General features: G+C 73.7%; 15 protein-coding genes. 10 read left to right on the forward strand and 5 right to left on the reverse strand.

What is annotated here, in order from left to right; translation table 11 throughout:
• The first annotated feature begins 5 nt into the window (after positions 1 to 5).
• Positions 6 to 203 (forward strand): helix-turn-helix transcriptional regulator, encoded by a 198-nt coding sequence (locus ACIA3K_RS03830; RefSeq protein WP_347662521.1) that lies wholly within the window; start codon positions 6 to 8, stop codon positions 201 to 203.
• Positions 200 to 1,177: an NAD(P)-dependent alcohol dehydrogenase gene (locus ACIA3K_RS03835; protein WP_396799053.1), complete on the forward strand. Its 978-nt coding sequence runs from the start codon at positions 200 to 202 to the stop codon at positions 1,175 to 1,177. The genes ACIA3K_RS03830 and ACIA3K_RS03835 overlap by 4 nt, the downstream gene beginning before the upstream one ends.
• 64 nt (positions 1,178 to 1,241) lie before the next feature.
• On the opposite strand, the gene panB is transcribed toward ACIA3K_RS03835, so the two are convergent.
• The gene (panB, locus tag ACIA3K_RS03840; RefSeq protein WP_357134865.1) at positions 1,242 to 2,087 is read right to left on the reverse strand and encodes a 3-methyl-2-oxobutanoate hydroxymethyltransferase; all 846 of its coding nucleotides are present in this window, start codon (positions 2,085 to 2,087) and stop codon (positions 1,242 to 1,244) included.
• A gap of 117 nt (positions 2,088 to 2,204) precedes the next feature.
• On the reverse strand, positions 2,205 to 3,962 hold the full coding sequence (locus ACIA3K_RS03845) for an NAD+ synthase (RefSeq protein WP_396799054.1): 1,758 nt from the start codon (positions 3,960 to 3,962) through the stop codon (positions 2,205 to 2,207).
• Between the two features lie 237 nt (positions 3,963 to 4,199).
• On the opposite strand from ACIA3K_RS03845, the gene glnA reads away from it, so the two are divergent.
• The 4 genes from glnA (at position 4,200) to ACIA3K_RS03865 (ending at position 7,358) form a co-directional block, all read left to right on the forward strand.
• Positions 4,200 to 5,549 (forward strand): type I glutamate--ammonia ligase, encoded by a 1,350-nt coding sequence (glnA, locus tag ACIA3K_RS03850; protein WP_355051478.1) that lies wholly within the window; start codon positions 4,200 to 4,202, stop codon positions 5,547 to 5,549.
• An 88-nt stretch (positions 5,550 to 5,637) separates the two neighbouring features.
• The gene (locus ACIA3K_RS03855; RefSeq protein WP_355051479.1) at positions 5,638 to 6,063 is read left to right on the forward strand and encodes a DUF350 domain-containing protein; all 426 of its coding nucleotides are present in this window, start codon (positions 5,638 to 5,640) and stop codon (positions 6,061 to 6,063) included.
• 51 nt (positions 6,064 to 6,114) lie between these two features.
• Positions 6,115 to 6,807: a helix-turn-helix transcriptional regulator gene (locus tag ACIA3K_RS03860; RefSeq protein WP_396799055.1), complete on the forward strand. Its 693-nt coding sequence runs from the start codon at positions 6,115 to 6,117 to the stop codon at positions 6,805 to 6,807.
• Positions 6,808 to 6,980: 173 nt separating this feature from the next.
• Positions 6,981 to 7,358 (forward strand): VOC family protein, encoded by a 378-nt coding sequence (locus ACIA3K_RS03865; protein WP_396799056.1) that lies wholly within the window; start codon positions 6,981 to 6,983, stop codon positions 7,356 to 7,358.
• A 114-nt stretch (positions 7,359 to 7,472) separates the two neighbouring features.
• Here the strand turns inward: ACIA3K_RS03865 and ACIA3K_RS03870 are convergent, their stop codons facing one another.
• The gene (locus tag ACIA3K_RS03870) at positions 7,473 to 7,949 is read right to left on the reverse strand and encodes a hypothetical protein (protein WP_396799057.1); all 477 of its coding nucleotides are present in this window, start codon (positions 7,947 to 7,949) and stop codon (positions 7,473 to 7,475) included.
• A gap of 178 nt (positions 7,950 to 8,127) precedes the next feature.
• Between ACIA3K_RS03870 and ACIA3K_RS03875 the strand changes: the two genes are divergently transcribed.
• A complete protein-coding gene (locus ACIA3K_RS03875; RefSeq protein ID WP_396799058.1) occupies positions 8,128 to 9,006 on the forward strand; it encodes a virginiamycin B lyase in 879 nt (292 codons plus the stop codon).
• 252 nt (positions 9,007 to 9,258) lie between these two features.
• Here ACIA3K_RS03875 and ACIA3K_RS03880 read toward each other — a convergent pair whose 3' ends face one another.
• The gene (locus ACIA3K_RS03880) at positions 9,259 to 10,194 is read right to left on the reverse strand and encodes an LD-carboxypeptidase (protein WP_396799059.1); all 936 of its coding nucleotides are present in this window, start codon (positions 10,192 to 10,194) and stop codon (positions 9,259 to 9,261) included.
• Positions 10,195 to 10,297: 103 nt separating this feature from the next.
• Here ACIA3K_RS03880 and ACIA3K_RS03885 point away from each other — a divergent pair, with 103 nt between their 5' ends.
• Both ACIA3K_RS03885 and ACIA3K_RS03890 read left to right on the forward strand, forming a co-directional pair.
• A complete protein-coding gene (locus tag ACIA3K_RS03885) occupies positions 10,298 to 11,065 on the forward strand; it encodes a type 1 glutamine amidotransferase (RefSeq protein WP_396799061.1) in 768 nt (255 codons plus the stop codon).
• The gene (locus tag ACIA3K_RS03890) at positions 11,065 to 14,085 is read left to right on the forward strand and encodes a bifunctional [glutamine synthetase] adenylyltransferase/[glutamine synthetase]-adenylyl-L-tyrosine phosphorylase (RefSeq protein ID WP_396799063.1); all 3,021 of its coding nucleotides are present in this window, start codon (positions 11,065 to 11,067) and stop codon (positions 14,083 to 14,085) included. The genes ACIA3K_RS03885 and ACIA3K_RS03890 overlap by 1 nt, the downstream gene beginning before the upstream one ends.
• A 5-nt stretch (positions 14,086 to 14,090) precedes the next feature.
• On the opposite strand, the gene ACIA3K_RS03895 is transcribed toward ACIA3K_RS03890, so the two are convergent.
• Positions 14,091 to 15,674, reverse strand: coding sequence for a hypothetical protein (locus ACIA3K_RS03895; RefSeq protein ID WP_396799065.1), 1,584 nt, complete (start codon positions 15,672 to 15,674; stop codon positions 14,091 to 14,093).
• A gap of 44 nt (positions 15,675 to 15,718) precedes the next feature.
• On the opposite strand from ACIA3K_RS03895, the gene mptB reads away from it, so the two are divergent.
• Positions 15,719 to 17,119 carry a polyprenol phosphomannose-dependent alpha 1,6 mannosyltransferase MptB gene (gene mptB, locus ACIA3K_RS03900; RefSeq protein WP_396799067.1) on the forward strand — a complete coding sequence of 467 codons (1,401 nt, stop codon included), beginning with the start codon at positions 15,719 to 15,721 and terminating at the stop codon, positions 17,117 to 17,119.
• The last annotated feature ends 26 nt before the right edge of the window (positions 17,120 to 17,145 follow it).

Consider the following 17,145-nt stretch of genomic DNA (forward strand, 5'->3'; position numbering starts at 1 on the left):
ACAACATCCGCGCGCTGCGCTTCGCGCACGGCGAGATGACCCAGGCCGAGCTCGCCGAGCGGATCGGCGTGACCCGACAGACCGTCATCGCCATCGAGCAGAGTCGCTACTCACCGTCGCTGGAGATGGCGTTCAAGATCGCGCGCTTGTTCGACGCACGTCTCGACGACGTGTTCCAGTACCCCGAGGAGGCGGCGCCGTGAAAGCCATCGTCCAGGACAGCTACGGCCCGGCCGACGTGCTCCACCTCGGCGACATCGACCAACCGGCCGTGAACGACGAGGAGGTCCTCGTCCAGGTCCGCGCCGCCGGGGTCGACCCGGGAGTGTGGATCTTCATGACCGGTCGCCCCTACCTGGCGCGGCTGGCCGCAGGGCCGCGCCGGCCCCGGGTTCCGGTTCGGGGGCGGGACCTGGCCGGGGTGGTGGTCGCGGTCGGTGCCCGGGTGACCCGGTTCCGGCCCGGCGACGAGGTGTTCGGCACCTGTCCGCGCGGCTCGTACGCCGAGTTCGCGAGCGCGCCGGAGCGGCGGCTGGCCCGCAAGCCGGCCAACCTGTCGTTCGCGCAGGCCGCCGCCGCGCCGGTCTCCGGGATGACGGCGCTGCGTGCGGTCCGCGACAGCGGCGGGGTACGCCCAGGGCAGCGCGTGCTGGTCATCGGCGCATCCGGCGGCGTCGGGTCGCACGCCGTACAGATCGCCAAGGCGTACGGGGCGACGGTCACCGCCGTCTGCGCGCCGGCCAGGGCTGCTTTCGTACGCGGCCTCGGCGCCGACGACATCCTCGACTACACCAGCGAGGAGGTCGACAGCCGTGGCCCGATCCACGACGTGGTCATCGACACCGGCGGCGACCGGCCGGTGTCTCTCCTGCGCCGCGCCCTCACCCCACACGGGACACTGGCGCTGGTCGGCGGCACGTACACCAAGGGCCCCGTGCTCAGCGGCTACGACCGGCAGATGTTCCGCGCGCCGCTGCTGTCCCTGTTCGTCGGTCAACGCCTGCGCAGCGTCAGCGCGGTCGAGCGCACCAGGGACCTGAGCGAGCTGGGGAACCTCATCGAATCGGGAGCGCTCACCCCGGCGGTCGACCGCACCTATCCGCTGGCCCAGGCGGCGGACGCGATCCGCCACCTCCGGCACGGACACCCGGCGGGGAAGATCGTCGTCATCGTGTGACGCGATGGCCGGGTGACGGGAGGTGGACGTTGCCCACCCCCCGCCAACCCAGGTCGCTGGACTGTCAGAAGGTGTGCTCGGCGGCCGGGAACTCGCCGCCCCGGACCTCCTCGGCGAAGCGCCGGGTGGCGTCGGTGAGGACGTCCGCGAGGTCCGCGTACCGCTTCACGAAGCGTGGCGCCTTGCCGGTGCGCAGGCCGGCCATGTCCTGCCAGACGAGCACCTGGGCGTCGGTGTCCGGGCCGGCGCCGATGCCGACGGTGGGGATGGACAGCTCGTGGGTGATCTGCTTGGCCACCACGCCCGGCACCATCTCCAGCACCACCGCGAACGCGCCGGCCTCGGCCACCGCCCGCGCGTCCGCCAACACCTCGTCGGCCGTGTCGCCCCGCCCCTGCACTCGGTAGCCGCCCAGGGTGTGTTCGCTCTGCGGGGTGAAGCCGATGTGCGCCATCACGGGGATGCCGGCGCCGACGATCGCGGCGATCTGCGCGGCGCAGCGTCGGCCGCCCTCCAGCTTCACCGCGTGGCAGCCGCCCTCCTTCATGAACCGGACGGCGGTGCGCAGTGCCTGGGCCGGGCCCTCCTCGTACGAGCCGAACGGCAGGTCACCGACGACGAGGGTCTGCCGGGTCGAGCGCACCACGGCCCGTACCAACGGCAACAGGTCGTCGGCGGTGATCGGCAGGGTCGTCTCGTAGCCGAAGACGTTGTTCGCCGCGGAATCACCGACCAGCAGCACCGGTACGCCGGCCCGGTCGAAGATCCCCGCCGTGTACTGGTCGTACGAGGTGAGCATCGGCCACCGTTCGCCGCGCTCCTTGGCGGCGATCAGGTCGCGGGTGCGGACCCGACGGGTGGCCGGTCCGCCGTACAGCGCGGTCACCTCGTGCGGAGTGGACTCGATCATGACTGTCTCCCTTCCTCGAGGCCGCCTGCGCGGTCCCCGGGCTCCGCCGATCGTCGCACCGCGCGACAGCCGGGCGGCAGGGCCCAGTGGAAGATCTCACTCGCGCGGCGCGGGACCTCAGCCGTGCTCGCGCCACCGGTTCGTGATCGGCAGTCGACGGTCCCGGCCGAACGCCTTCATGGAGATCTTCGTGCCCGGCGCGGACTGGCGTCGCTTGTACTCGGCGGTATCCACCAGTCGCAGCACCTTGTCGACCACGGCCGGGTCGTGGCCCGACTCGACCAGCCCGTCGCGCCCCAGGTCGCCGTCGACGTAGCCGATGAGGATCGGGTCCAGCACGTCGTAGTCGGGCAGGGAGTCGCTGTCGAGCTGGCCCGGGCTCAACTCGGCGCTCGGCGGCTTGCCGATCGAGTTCTCCGGGATGGGGGCGGTGTCGCCGCGGCGGGCCGCGTCCGCGTTGCGCCACTTCGCCAGACGCCACACCAGCGTCTTCCAGACGTCCTTGATCGGGTTGAAGCCCCCGACCGAGTCGCCGTACAGGGTGGAGTAGCCGACCGCCAGCTCGCTCTTGTTGCCGGTGGTCAACACCAGGTGGCCCTCCTGGTTCGACAGCGCCATGAGGATGACACCGCGTACCCGGGCCTGGAGGTTCTCCACGGCGATCCCGGACAGCGACAGGTTCGCCAGGAAGGCGTCCACCATCGGCTGGATCGGCTCGACGCGGTAGTCGAGCCCGGTGCGCTTGGCCAGGTCGGCGGCGTCCTCCCGAGAGTGCTCGGAGGAGTGCTGGCTGGGCAGTGACACGCCGACCACCCGGTCCGGGCCGAGCGCGTCGACGGCGATGGCGGCCACCACCGCCGAGTCGATGCCACCCGAGAGGCCGAGCACCACCGACGCGAACCGGTTCTTGTTGACGTAGTCGCGCAGGCCCAGCACCAGCGCGTGCCAGACCTCGGCCTCGTCGGCGACCGGCTCGATCAGCCCGCCGGTGACGGCCGGGCCGGACGGCGCGGGCGGGATCGCCTCCACCGCGTGGTACGACACCCGCATGCCGTCGGCGACGCTGTCGCCGCCCGGGCTCGTGGTCGCGGCCGGCAGCTCGACGTCGTGCACGAGCAGGTGCTCGACGAACTGGGGGGCGCGGGTGAGCAGGTCGCCGTCGGAGGTGACGATCATCGAGTCGCCCTCGAAGACCAGCTCGTCCTGGCCGCCGATCATGTTGACGTACGCGATGGTGGCGTTCGCCTCGGCCGCCCGGCGGCGAACCAGCGGGAGCCGGATGTCGTCCTTGTTCAACTCGTACGGCGAGCCGTTGATGTTGACCACGAGGCCGACGCCGGCCTGCCGGGCGGCGGCGAACGGCCCGCCGGCCTGCCACAGGTCCTCGCAGATCGTCAGCGCGACGTCCACCCCGCCGACCCGCACGACGGTCAGCTCGTCCCCGGACACGAAGTAGCGGTCCTCGTCGAACACGCCGTAGTTGGGCAGGTGGTGCTTGAAGTAGCGGGCGACCACCTCGCCCCGGTGCAGCAGCGCGGCGGCGTTGCGGGCGCCCCGCCCCGGCTCGGCGTCCCCGCTGACCTGCGGCGGCCCGTCGGCGTCCAGGTAGCCGACCACGACCGGCAGGTCACCGAGACCGTCCCCGGCGAGGTCGGCCGCGAGCTGCCGCAGGGCGGCCTGGGACGCGGCGACGAAGGACCGCCGGAAGACCAGGTCCTCGACCGGGTAGCCGGTCAACATCATCTCCGGGAAGAGCACCAACTGGGCGCCGGCGTTGGCGGCCTGACGGGTCCAGCTGCGGACCAGGTCGGCGTTGCCGGCGAGGTCGCCGACGCTCGGGTTGACCTGGGACAGGGCGAGACGCAGGGTGGGCATGTCCTCATCTTGCCTCAGCTTCGGCCGAGCAATCCGTACCCTCGGACGAGACGGCGGCCACGCGCGGACGCCGCGCGGACGCCGTGTCGCATCGGTACCGCTCGCCGGGCGGGACGCGAGGGGACGGGCGGCGGCGGTTCGCGTAACGTCTGCGTAACCAGGCCCGGGAACACTGGGCGGTCAGGTCGGGCGCAGCCCGGCCAAGGCGGACAAAGAGTGTCGCGAGGGGTTGGGGAAGTGGACCGTCAGCAGGAGTTCGTCCTCCGTACGCTGGAAGAGCGGGACATCCGGTTCGTCCGGCTGTGGTTCACGGACGTGCTGGGCACGCTCAAGAGCGTCTCGGTGGCGCCCGCGGAGTTGGAAGCGGCCTTCGAGGAGGGCATCGGCTTCGACGGCTCGGCGATCGAGGGCTTCGCGCGCGTCTTCGAATCGGACATGGTCGCGATGCCCGACCCGACCACCTTCCAGGTGTTCCCGTTCGAGGGTGGGGTCAGCGGCGAGAGCGCCCGGATGTTCTGCGACATCCTGCTGCCCGACGGCGGGCCGTCCTGGGCCGACCCGCGGCACGTGCTGCGCCGCGCGCTGTCCAAGGCGGCCGAGAAGGGCTTCACCTTCTACACCCACCCCGAGATCGAGTTCTTCCTGCTGGAGAACGGCCCCCAGGACGGCTCGGTGCCCACCCCGGTGGACACCGGCGGCTACTTCGAGCACACCACCCACGCCGTGGCCCGCGACTTCCGTCGCCAGGGCGTGCTGGCGCTGGAGCGGATCGGCATCTCGGTGGAGTTCAGCCACCACGAGGTCGCGCCCGGCCAGCAGGAGATCGACCTGCGCTACGCCGACGCGCTGACCACCGCCGACAACATCATGACCTTCCGGCACGTGGTCAAGGAGGTCGCGCTCTCCACCGGCGTGCAGGCCAGCTTCATGCCGAAGCCGTTCACCGACCAGCCCGGCAGCGGCATGCACACCCACCTGTCGCTGTTCGAGGGCGAGCGCAACGCCTTCCACGATGGTGGCGACCCGATGAAGCTCTCCAAGGTGGCGAAGTCCTTCATCGCCGGCCTGCTGATGCACGCCCGGGAGTACACGGCGGTCACCAACCAGTGGGTCAACTCGTACAAGCGGCTCTTCCCGCAGGCACTGCCGGACCGGATCACCGAGAGCCCGGCGTACGTCTGCTGGGGTCACCTGAACCGCTCCGCGCTGGTCCGGGTGCCCGCGTACGGCAAGCCGAACTCGGCCCGGGTCGAGGTCCGCTCGCTGGACTCGGCCACCAACCCGTACCTCGCCTTCGCGGTGCTGCTCGGCGCGGGCCTCAAGGGGATCGAGGAGGGCTACGAGCTGCCGCCGGGCGCCGAGGACGACGTCTGGTCGCTGAGCAGCGCCGAGCGCCGCGCCATGGGGTACGAGGCGCTGCCGGAGAACCTCGCCGAGGCGATCGACGTGATGGCCGAGTCCGAACTGGTCGCCGAGGTGCTGGGCGAGCACGTCTTCGACTTCTTCCTGCGCAACAAGCGGGCCGAGTGGGAGCAGTACCGCCGCGAGGTCACCCCGTACGAGCGGCAGCGGTACCTGGCGCTGTAGGCGCGGGGCTGACGCGCTTGCCCGCTGCCGCTATCGTCTCGATCACCGCGCCGGTACCCCTTCCGGGCGGAGAATCGGGAGGCAGTCGGTGCTGGAGGACCTGCTCAGCGGTGCCTGGCAGAGCGTCGTGTTCGGGATCGTGGGCGTCGGGCTCATGGCGGCCGGGTTCGGGCTCGTCGACCTGCTGACCCCGGGGCGGTTGCGGGAGCTGATCTGGGTCGAGCGCAACACCAACGCGGGGTTGCTGCTCGCCGCCAACCAGCTCGGCATCGCCGGCATCGTCTTCACGGCGATCCTCACCAGCTACAGCGACTTCGCCAAGGGGCTCGCCTCGACCGTGGTCTTCGGACTGGTCGGGCTGGCCATCATGGCGCTGGCCTTCTTCGTGCTGGATCTGCTCACCCCGGGCAAGCTCGGTGAGGTCATCTGCTCGTCGGAGCCGCACCCGGCGGCCCGGGTCAGCGCCGCCACGCACTTCGGCGCCGCGCTGATCGTCTGCGCCTGCATCGCCTGAGCCCGGACCGGCCTGGATCGGGCGTCGTACCCCGGTCGTAGCGTGCCGGGCATGAACCGTACGGACCGCCTCTACGCCCTGGTCGAGGAGCTGCGGGCCGTGTCGCCACGGCCGCGCAGCGCGCGCTGGCTCGCCGTGCGCTTCGAGGTGAGCAGCCGGACCATCGAGCGGGACATCGGCGCGCTCCAGCAGGCCGGGGTGCCGATCTGGGCCGAGTCGGGGCGTACCGGCGGTTACGTCCTGGACCGCGCCCACACCCTGCCGCCGGTCAACCTGACCGCCGCCGAGGCAGTCGCGATGGCCGTGGCGCTGCACCGCCTCGCCGGCTCGCCGTTCGCCGGGCCGGGCGCCACCGCGCTGCGCAAGCTGCTGGCGGTACTGCCGGCCGCCGACGCCGCCGAGGCGCACCGGCTCGCCGGCCGGGTGCACCTGATCGGCGACGGGCCGGCCACGCCCGTCCCGGCCACCGTCGCCCACGCGGTCACCGCGCGGCGCGTGCTGCGCATCCGGTACGCCGACCGCGCCGGCATCGACTCGCTGCGGGACGTCGAGCCGCTGGGCTACCTCGGCAACTCCCACCACTGGTACCTGGTGGCCTGGTGCCGTCTCCGCGCCGAGGTGCGATGTTTCCGCACGGACCGGATCCGAGAGGTCGAGGCCCGGCCAGAGGTGGTGGTCCGGGACCTCCGCCTGGAGGACCTGGACATCCCGCACGGCCGTGTCCGCGCGCTGAGCCTGGTCTGAGCGCGTTCCGTTACCGGCGCGGTCCGCGGGTCGCCGTAGGCGCGGGCCCCCGGGTCGCTTCGACGACCCCTGCCGGCTCATCGGAAAACACCGACAGGACGGTGTCGCGGACGACGCCGAAACTCTCCCGAGAGACGGCCGGACGGCCGGCAACGCGAGGACCTGGAGGCAATATGTCCGCGACGCCCATCACGTGGTTCGAGATCGGCACCGACCGGCCGGAGGAGACGGAGCACTTCTACGGCGACCTGTTCGGCTGGACCTTCGTCGAGGAGGGCTCGGCCGACGGCGGCTCGTACCGGGTGACCGGCGCCGGTGGCGAGACCGGGATCGGCGGCGGGATCCGGGCGCTCGACGGCACGTCGCCGAACTACGCCATCTTCTACGCCGAGGTCGCCGACGTCGCGGACACCTGCCGGCGGGCCGAGGCGGCCGGTGGTCGGGTGCTGGTGCCGGCCCGAACCACGCCGACCGGGCTCACCCTGGCCCACCTGATCGACCCGGCCGGCAATCACCTGGGCGTGTTCACGTCTCCACCCGCGCAGGACTGACCCCGGTCCGGCCCGGCCTGTCCGGCGTGGGCTGCGGCGATGATCAACTCGGCATCATGAAAGTCGGGGTGTCCGGCGGCCCCGGACACCCCGACTTCAGGGAAGCCGAGTTGATCAGGCCGGGCCGCCCTGTCCGGCCGGGCCGCCCTGTCCGGCCGGGCCGCCGTGGCCGAACGGGCCAGGGTGGCCGGCCGCGCCCGGGAAGACGCCGGCCTCGACGGCCTTGGTGATGGCGTCGGCCTGCTCCTGGGTGAGCTTGCCGTCCTTGACGGCCTGGTCCAGCCGCTCCTTGAGCTCGGCCTTGCGATCCTCGGGCGAGTGGCGCTGCGGCCGGTCGGCCGGCCGGTGCTGCTCGCGGATCTTCTCCAGCGCGGCGGTCACCTTGTCGGTGGGCACACCCAGCTCCTTGGCCAGATCCTCGGCGAACTGACCCTGCCGGTCGGCCTTGGCCCCGGGCGCCGGGGCGGTGCTGGCGCTCGGTGTCGGCGAGTCGGCGGCGAAGGCGATCGTCGGGGCCGCGATCCCGACGCCGAGGACACCGGCGGCGGCCAGGCCGGCCAGCATGTGCTTCCTACTGATGGTGCGGGACATGCTCTCCTCCAGAAGGCTAGGTGGTACGCGATGTCGTCACCGACAGTGACGGTTAAGCCTGGGTGCGACCCGTGGCGAACCTGTCAGCGGGCTGACAATCGAAGGCGGAAATCGGTTGTGCTGTCGCTTGTCGGGCGGTCAGGGTCGGTCCACCGCGAACGAAGGGACGTACGCCCCGATGAGAGTCGAGATCCGGGAGATCGCACTCGTCGGGCCGGACGCCGGCCCGTACGGCATCACGGTCGGGCCCGACGGCGCGCTGTGGCTGACGTTGGTCCATGGCGGCGGCGTCGCCCGCCTGGACCCCGACGGCCCGGTCCGAACCCATCCGCTGGAGCCGGCCGGCGGCCGCCCGTTGATCATCACGACGGGTCCGGACGGTGCGCTCTGGTTCACCCGCTCCGGTGATGACCGGATCGGTCGGATCACCGTCGACGGCGCGCAGCGCACGGTCGCCCTGCCGCCCGGTACCGGGCCGGGTGGCATCGCGGCCGGACCCGACGGGGCGCTCTGGTACGCGGGGATGACCTCCGACACGATCGGCCGGGTGACCACCGACGGCACGGTGACCACCTTTCCGCTGCCGGTCACCGGCGGGTTCCCCTCGATGATCACCGCCGGCGCGGACCGCGCCCTCTGGTTCACCCTGAACCGCGCGAACGCGATCGGCCGGATCGCCCTCGACGGCACGGTGACGCTGTACCCGTTGCCCACCGCGGACGCCGGGCCGGTCGGCATCGCCCTCGGCCCCGACGGCGTCATCTGGTTCGTCGAGATCACCGCCGGCCAGGTCGGCCGGATCACGCCGGACGGCCTGATCGTCGAGGTCCCGTTGCCGGACCGGGCCGCGCGCCCGCACGCGATCGCGGCCGACCCAGCGGGTGGGGCCTGGTTCACCGAGTGGGGCGCCAACCGGATCGGGCACCTCGATGCGACCGGACGATTCGAGAGCTACGCCCTACCCACCCCGCAGTCGGAACCACACGGCATCGTCCACACCCCCCACGGAGTGTGGGCAGCCCTGGAAACCGGCGCACTAGCCCACCTGACCAGCTGACCCACACCCCGGGGCCATCGGGCCCCCTGGCCCCCGGCCCCCGGCCCCCGGCCGTCCGGGCCCCCGACCTCCGGCCGTCCGACCTCCGGCCCTCCTGGCCTCCGGCCCTCCTGGCCTCCGGCCCTCCTGGCCTCGTTGATCAAGAGGTTTGCGTCAGAATTCGGCCCGGAACTGACGCAAACCTCTTGATCACCGGGGCCGGGCCGGGTGGTGACCGGGCCGGGGGGGCGGGGCGGGCCGGGCCGGGCGGGGTTACTGGACTGCGGGGGTGACCTTGAGGGTGTTGGTTTCGGTGTCCAGTTGTGCTTCGGTGCCTACCGGGACGGTCAACTGGTTGTGGCCGTGGCCGATGGGGAGGCCGCCGAGGACCGGTACGCCCAGGTCGCCGAGGCGTTCGGTGAGCACGTCGACGATCGTGGTGTCCCAGCCGTCGCCGCAGTCGGTGAACTGTCCGACCGCCACCCCGGCCAGCCCGTCCAGCGCGCCGGCGCGGCGGAGCTGGGTGAGCATCCGGTCGACCTTGTACGGGGGTTCCTGCACGTCCTCGATCAACAGCACCGCGCCGGTCAGGTCGGGCAGGTCCGGTGTGCCGATCGACGCGGCGAGCAGGCACAGGTTGCCGCCGAGCAGGGTGCCGGTGGCGCGGCCGGGGACGCGGACGTCGAAGGTCTCCTCGGTGGGTACCGCCTCGACGGTCACCGGTTCGGTGGTCATCAGCGCCGCGTGCAGGGACTCGGCGGAGCGCAGCGGCGTCCGCTCGTCCCGCCAGGCCGCCCCGGGGCCGTGTACGCCGGCCAGTCGGGCGCCCCGCCACAGGGCGAGCTGCAACGCGGTGATGTCCGAGAAGCCGGCCACCACCTTCGGGTCGCGGCGTACGGCCGCCATGTCGATGGCGTCGACGATCCGCTGGGCGCCGTAGCCGCCCCGGGTGCAGATCACGCCCCGGATCTCGGGGTCGGCGAACGCCGCGTTCAGGTCGGCGGCCCGCAGGTCGTCGGTGCCGGCGAGGTAGCCGTGACGGGCGTACGCGTTCGGGGCCGGTATCGGGCGCAGGCCCCAACCGGTGAGCAGCTCCACGCCCCGGGCCACCCGCTCGGGCGAGGTCGGCCCGGACGGCGAGACGAGCAGCACCGTGTCACCCGGGCGCAGCACGGGCGGGCGGACGACGGTGGAGTCCTCGTTGATCACAACCGCAGAGCCTAGCCACCGCGTCGACACGAAGGCCGCCAGCCGGTGGCACCGACCCGCGCCGGGGCGTGGCGGAGCGCGCGGCACCCGCTAGCCTCGACGGGTGGCAACCGCGCTGGTGATCGAGAACGACCCGACGGACGACGCGCGCCGGTTGGGTGAGTGGCTGACCGAGGCAGGGCTGGATTTGTGGGTGGTCCGCCCGCACGCCGGTGAGGAACTTCCCGCCGACCTTGAGGGGTACGCGGCACTGGTGGTGCTGGGTGGCGACCAGCAGGCGTATCCGCTGCCGGACGGCTCCCCCGGGGCGCCCTGGTTCCCGGCCGTGGAGGGGCTGCTGCGCAAGGCGGTCCGGTACCGCGTGCCGACCCTGGCCGTCTGCCTGGGTGCGCAACTGCTCGCCACGGCGCATGCCGGGCTGGTCGAGCGGAGCCCGTCCGGGCCGGAGATCGGCCCCGGTGTGGTCGGCCGGCGCGACGCCGCCGAGCAGGACCCGCTGTTCCGGTACGTGCCGCTGATCCCGGACGTGCTCCAGTGGCACTCCGACGAGATCACCGAACTGCCCCGGGGCGCCACCCTGCTGGCGGCCTCCACCCGCTATCCGCACCAGGCGTTCCGGCTCGGTGACCGGGCCTGGGGGTTGCAGTTCCACATCGAGTGCGACACCGCGATGATCGCCGACTGGGCCACCGACTCGACCCTGCTCGCCGAGTTGGGCTACGACCCGGAGCTGGTGGTGGCGGCCTGCGACTCGGTGATGGTGGACGTCGAGGAGGTCTGGCAGCCGTTCGCCGCCCGGTTCGCCGCGCTGGCCCTCGGCGAGTTGGACGTCGGCACGATCCGGCCCGGCCTGCCGCTGCTCGGGCACTGATGAGCCGTCCGACGAGAGCCCCGGGCCGGCTCGCCCGCTACGGCTTCGGCACCGCCGAGGGCGACGGCGGGGCCCGCGCCGCGGACCTGCTCGGCCCGGACGGGCTGGGTCTGTGGCAGCCGGAGGAGCAGGAGCCGGTCGACGACGCGGCCGGGGAGCTGCTCGCCGCGCTGTCCCGGGCCGCCGACCCGGACCTGGCGTTGCGCCAGCTGCACCGCATCGTCGAGGCCGAGCGGCGGACCAACGGCGGTACCGACGCGTCGCCGCTGCTCGCCGAGCTGCACGCCGACCCCGGGCTGCGGCGTCGGCTGATCGCCGTGCTGGGCGCGTCGTCGGCGCTCGGTGATCATCTGGTGGCGAATCCCGAGCACTGTCTGACGCTGCGCACCGCACCGGACGGACTCGCGCCGGTCGCCGACGGTCGGCTGGAACCGGCCGGCGACGGGAACCCGGTGGCGGTGCTGCGTGCCGCGTACCGGCTCTCCCTGCTGCGGATCGCGGCGGCCGACCTCACCGGCGGCCGGGCCCTGGAGCAGACCATGGCGGCGCTGTCCGCGCTGGCCGACGCGACGCTGGCCGCCGCGTACGAGATCGCCGTCGCCGAGTTGGCGGCGGGCACCGAGCGGCCCCGGCTGGCCGTGGTGGCGATGGGCAAGTGCGGCGGCGGCGAGCTGAACTACGTCTCCGACGTGGACGTGATCTTCGTGGCCGCCGAGGACGCCGACCTGCCCGCCGCGACCCAGGTGGCGACCCGGCTGATCTCCGTCTGCGGGATGGTCGCCTGGCCGGTGGACGCCGCTCTGCGGCCCGAGGGCAGTCGCGGCCCGCTGGTGCGTACCCTCGCCAGCCACCTCGCCTACTACCGCCGGTGGGCCCGCACCTGGGAGTTCCAGGCGCTGCTCAAGGCCCGTCCGGCCGCCGGGGACCTGCCGCTGGCCCAGGAGTGGATCGACCAGCTCGCGCCGCTGGTGTGGCGGGCCGCCGAACGACCCGAGGCGGTCGAGGACGTCCGCGCGATGCGCCGCCGGATCATCGACAACATCCCGCCGAAGGAGCTGGAACGCGAGATCAAGCGTGGTCCGGGCGGGCTGCGCGACATCGAGTTCGCCGTTCAGCTCCTGCAACTCGTGCACGGCCGCGGGGACGAGACCCTGCGCGCGCCGGGCACCATTCCGGCGCTGCGCGCGCTCGTCGCCGGCGGCTACGTCGGCCGCGCCGACGGGGAGTCGCTGCTGCGCGGCTACCGCTTCCTGCGCGCCGTCGAGCACCGGCTGCAACTTCAGGCCCTGCGCCGTACGCACACCGTGCCCACCGAGCCGGGGGCGCTGCGCTGGCTGGCCGCCGCGTTGGGTTTCGTGGCCACGCCGGGCCGCAGCGCCGTCGAGAGCTTCCGGGCCGACTGGGTCACCCACGCCACCGAGGTACGACGGCTGCACGCCAAACTGCTCTACCGGCCGCTGCTGGAGTCGGTGGCCCGGGTACCCGCCGACGGGCTCCGGCTCACCCCGGAGGCGGCCCGGCACCGGTTGGAGATCCTCGGCTTCGCCGAACCGGCCGGGGCGCTGCGTCACCTCCAGGCGCTCACCGGCGGGGTGAGTCGTACGGCGGCCATCCAGCGCACCCTGCTGCCGGTGCTGCTGAGCGAGTTCGCGGACGCGCCGGAGCCGGACCGGGGGCTGCTCAACTACCGCAAGGTCTCCGACAAGCTGGGCAGCACCCCCTGGTACCTGCGCCTGCTGCGGGACGGCGGTCCCGTCGCCCGCCGGCTGGCCCGGGTGCTGGCCCTGTCCCGGTACGTCGCCGACCTGCTCGCCCGGGACCCGGAGGCACTGCGGCTACTCGCCGAGGAGAACGAGCTGTCGCCGCGTCCGCGTCCGGTGCTGCGCGACGGCTTCCTCGCGGCGGCGGCCCGGCACACGGACCCGGTCGAGGCGACCCGCGCGGTGCGGGCGCTGCGCCGTCGGGAGCTGGTCCGGGTGGCCTGCGCGGACGTGCTCTGCCGGGCTGGCGCGCTCGCACCCGTCCCGACCCGGACGGACGGCACGACGCGGCCGTCACCCGGCCTGGCCGACGTCACCGACGTCGGCACGGCGCTCGCCGACGTCACCGACGCCACCCTCGCCGCCGCGCTGCGGGCCGCGCGGGCCAGCCAACCGGGCCCGGACGGGCTGCGGTTCGCGGTGATCGGGATGGGCCGCCTCGGCGGGTACGAGTCGAACTACCTCTCCGACGCCGACGTGCTCTTCGTCTACGACCCGCCCGCCGGCAGCAGCGAGAGCGCCGCCAGCGCCGCCGCGCACGCCATCGCGGAGGAACTGCGCCGACTGCTCGGCGTACCCGCCCCCGACCCGCCGTTGGGTGTCGACGCCGACCTGCGCCCCGAGGGCCGGCAGGGTCCGCTGGTGCGCAGCCTCGCCGCGTACGCCCAGTACTACGCCCGCTGGTCGCGGGTGTGGGAGGCGCAGGCGCTGCTGCGCGCCCGGTTCGTCTGCGGTGACGCCGACCTGGGCGCCGAGTTCGAGGCGATGATCGAGCCGGTGCGCTACCCGGCCGACGGGTTGACCCGCGAGCAGGTCGTCGAGATCCGCCGGATCAAGGCCCGGGTGGAGACCGAGCGGCTGCCACGCGGGGCCGACCCGGCCACCCACACGAAGCTGGGCCGGGGCGGGCTGGCCGACGTCGAGTGGGCGGTCCAGCTCGTCCAGCTCCGACATGCGGGCGCGATCCCGGAACTGCGCGGCACGCGTACCCTCGATGCCCTCGCGGCGGCCGAGCGGGCCGGCCTGATCGATGCGGCGGACGCCGCGGAGATGGCCGCCGGCTGGTCCCTGGCCGCGCAGGTCCGCAACGCGCTGATGCTGGTCCGGGGCCGGGCCGGCGACCAGCTTCCCCGGCACGGCGTGGAGCTGGCGGGGGTGGTCCGGCTGCTCGGCCGCGACGACCCGGGGGAGTTCCTCGACGAGTACCTGCGCACCGGCCGCCGCTCGCGCGCCGCCGCCCAACGCGTGCTGGAGGGGTAGGAAGGTCAGCCGAGGGTGTATTCGCCGGCGCGGGGGACGGTGACGGTGGTCCAGTCCCCGTTGGCGGTGACCGTCGCGCCGCCGGACGCGGTCAGCCAGCGGCTGTGCCGCACCCGGACCGCCACCGGACCGGCGGTCGGGGCCCGGAAGGTGACTGCCGCGCCGTCCGCGCGGACCAGCTCGGCGGGCGCGGCGACCAGCGGCGTCGGGTCGGCCACCGCCCAGACCCGCCAGTGCGGGCCGGACCAGGCCGGGGTCAGGTACGGCAGCCCGCCCTCGACGAGTTCCGCCTCGGCCCGTCCCACCCAGGACAGCGGGGCATCCGGCACCGCCACGTACTGCACGGCGTTCTCCGCCAGCCAGGCCCGGTAGCTGGCCGGGGTGAGCGGCACGCCGGTGCCGGTCGCGCCGGGCACGGTGGTGAAGAAGAGCGGGTTCCGGTCGATGTCGGCCTGCCGCAACCAGCCGCGAGCCAGCGGCACCTCACCGAGGCGGGCCGCCTCCCAGTAGTTGCGCGTCGGCGGCACCTCCACCCGGCCGGTGAGCCGCTGCCCGGCCAGGAACGCGCGCAGCGGCGCGTGATAGCCGGGCGCGCTGGTCGGGTCGCCGATGCCGCGCAGGTCCGCCGGGACCACCGGCGGCTGCCACCCGCAGACGGCGGCCAGCAGCGCGGCCAGGCCGATCCCACCCAACAGCCGGGCCGGCACGGGTCCGAGCGCCGGCCGTCGGGCCAGGCGGGCCGACAGCCAGGCCGGCGGGCGGGCGGCGGCGGCCAGCACCGGCAGCGCGAACATCGTCGCCAACCGGGTCGCGTTCAACCCCACCGGCGTGTGCACGCCCGCGGCGACCAGCACCCCGGCGGCGGCCAGCAGCGCGCCGAACCGCACCGGCCGGTACGCCACCAGCGCCGCCACCACCAGACTCGTCACCACCGCCCGCAGGGTGTCGGTGCGGCTGATGTTCATCCAGCCGCCGTCGCCGAAGAGCAGGGCGGTCGCGCCCAGCGGCACGGCCGCCGCGACACCGAGCGCCAGCCCGTCGGCGTACCGGCCGGCCAGCAGCAGCGCCGCGCCCGCCAGGCCGACGAACAGGCCGGCCACCGGGCTCGTCGCCGAGGCCAGCAACGCGCCGGCCGCCGCCAGTGCGACCCGACGACCCGGGGGTACGCCCCGAGTCAGCGCGACCAGCGCTCCCAGCCCGAAGGCGACACCGAGGGCGTACGTCACCCGGCCCGAGACCAGGTTGCCGGCCAGCGTGACCACGCCGACCAGGCTGCCCAGCAGCGGACGCGGCACCGGGCTGCGGACCAGCAGCGCCGCCAGCGCGGTCGCCGACGCCACCAGCGCCAGCACACCGGTCACCCGCACGCCGAGCACCGCCATCACGGGCTGCGACACCAGGCTGTAGCCGAACTGCTCCACCCCGCCGTACCAGCGCAGATCCACCGGGCTGAGCCCGTGGGCGGCGAAGAAGTCCGCGCGGGCGACCTGCGCGGCCAGGTCCGAGCCCATCAGCGGCAGGGCCAGCCAGAGCGCGCCGAGCACGACGGAGCAACCGGCGGCCACCGCCACCACCCGACTGCGCCGCATGCCCACCTCCGTACCGCGACAACCGTACTGGCAGCATGTCCGGCGTGCCTCACCACCTCGCGCGCTGGACCGGACTGGCGGGATCGGCGCTTCTCGCCGTCGCCGCGTTCCTGGGCGGCGCACTGACCGACTCACCCCTGCGCAGCAACCCGGTCAGCATCTGGCAGGGCCCGCACGGGCCGCTGGTGCTCGTCGCCTGGCTGGTCGGCACCGCGCTGCTGGCGTACGCCTGGTGGTCGCTGCGCGACGACGTGCCGTCGACCCGCTGGGCGCTGGTCACCGTCGGGCTCTGGCTGCTGCCGCTGCTGATCGCACCCCCGCTGGCCAGCCGCGACGTCTACGCGTACGCCTGCCAGGGCGCCAGCTACGCCGCCGGGATCAACCCGTACGAGCAGGGCGTCTCCGCGCTGCCCTGCCCCTGGCTGGACACCATCTCGTACATCTGGCGGGACACCCCGGCCCCGTACGGGCCGCTGTTCGTGGTGCTGTCCGGCGCGGTGGTCAAGGCCACCGGCTCGCTGACCGGCGCGATCGTGGTGTTCCGGCTGATCGCCGTGGCCGGGGTCGCGCTGATGGCGGTCAGCCTGCCGGTGCTGGCCCGACGGGTTGGCGTACCGGCCTCCCGGGCGGTCTGGTTGACGCTCGCCTGCCCGCTGGTCGCCGTGCACCTGGTCTCCGGCGCGCACAACGACGCCCTGATGGTCGGCCTGCTCGTCGCCGGGCTGGCCGTGATCGCCTCCCGGCCCGGACGCCCCGGACCGCTGCTCGCCGGTGGCGTGCTGCTCGGACTCGCCGCCGGCATCAAGGTGACGGCGCTGGTCGTGGTGCCGTTCGCCGCGCTGGCCGCGATCGTCGGCGGGTACTCGATCCGCGCGCTGATCCGCCACGGCGGCTGGGTGGTCGGCGGCGCGGTCGCCGTCGTGGTCGGGGTGACCTTCGCCGCCGGCCTCGACTTCGGCTGGGTCGGCGGGCTGGCCCGAGGCGGTGACGTGATCGCCTGGACGTCGCCGTCCACGGCGGTCGGGCAGACCGTCGGCTACCTGGCGGTGCCCTTCGGTGGGCACGTCGACGCGCTCGCCGTCACCCGGGGGATCGGCGTCGCGGTGCTGGCGGTGCTGCTGGTGTGGCTCTGGTGGCGGGCCCGCACCCGGGAGCCGCTGTGGTACGCCGCCGTGGCGCTGACCGCCACGGTCGCCCTCGCGCCACTTTTCCACCCCTGGTACTGGGTCTGGCCCCTGGCGGTGCTGGCGGCCACCGCCCGGCGTACCGGATGGTTCATCGTCGTCGCGCTGGTGGCGTCGTTCCTGGTGCTGCCCGACGGCACCGGGCTGCCCAGGTACACCAAGACGGTCGGGGCACCACTGATGACGCTGTTGGTGATCGTGCTGGCCATCCGGTTGGTACGGTCGGCTCGGGCGGCCCGAAAACCGGTCCCCGTCGACTGAGGGAAGGTGCGCCGGTGACCACTCCC

Source organism: Micromonospora sp. NPDC051543, assembly GCF_044454415.1.
In the GTDB taxonomy this organism is placed as follows: Bacteria; Actinomycetota; Actinomycetes; order Mycobacteriales; family Micromonosporaceae; genus Micromonospora.

Coding starts and splice junctions, on each gene's coding strand:
- ACIA3K_RS03860 (WP_396799055.1), top strand. CDS start 6,115: ATGAACCGTACGGACCGCCTCTACGCCCTGGTCGAGGAGCTGCGGGCC.
- ACIA3K_RS03865 (WP_396799056.1), top strand. CDS start 6,981: ATGTCCGCGACGCCCATCACGTGGTTCGAGATCGGCACCGACCGGCCG.
- ACIA3K_RS03875 (WP_396799058.1), top strand. CDS start 8,128: ATGAGAGTCGAGATCCGGGAGATCGCACTCGTCGGGCCGGACGCCGGC.
- ACIA3K_RS03845 (WP_396799054.1), bottom strand. CDS start 3,962: ATGCCCACCCTGCGTCTCGCCCTGTCCCAGGTCAACCCGAGCGTCGGC.
- ACIA3K_RS03870 (WP_396799057.1), bottom strand. CDS start 7,949: ATGTCCCGCACCATCAGTAGGAAGCACATGCTGGCCGGCCTGGCCGCC.
- panB (WP_357134865.1), bottom strand. CDS start 2,087: ATGATCGAGTCCACTCCGCACGAGGTGACCGCGCTGTACGGCGGACCG.
- ACIA3K_RS03890 (WP_396799063.1), top strand. CDS start 11,065: ATGAGCCGTCCGACGAGAGCCCCGGGCCGGCTCGCCCGCTACGGCTTC.
- ACIA3K_RS03895 (WP_396799065.1), bottom strand. CDS start 15,674: ATGCGGCGCAGTCGGGTGGTGGCGGTGGCCGCCGGTTGCTCCGTCGTG.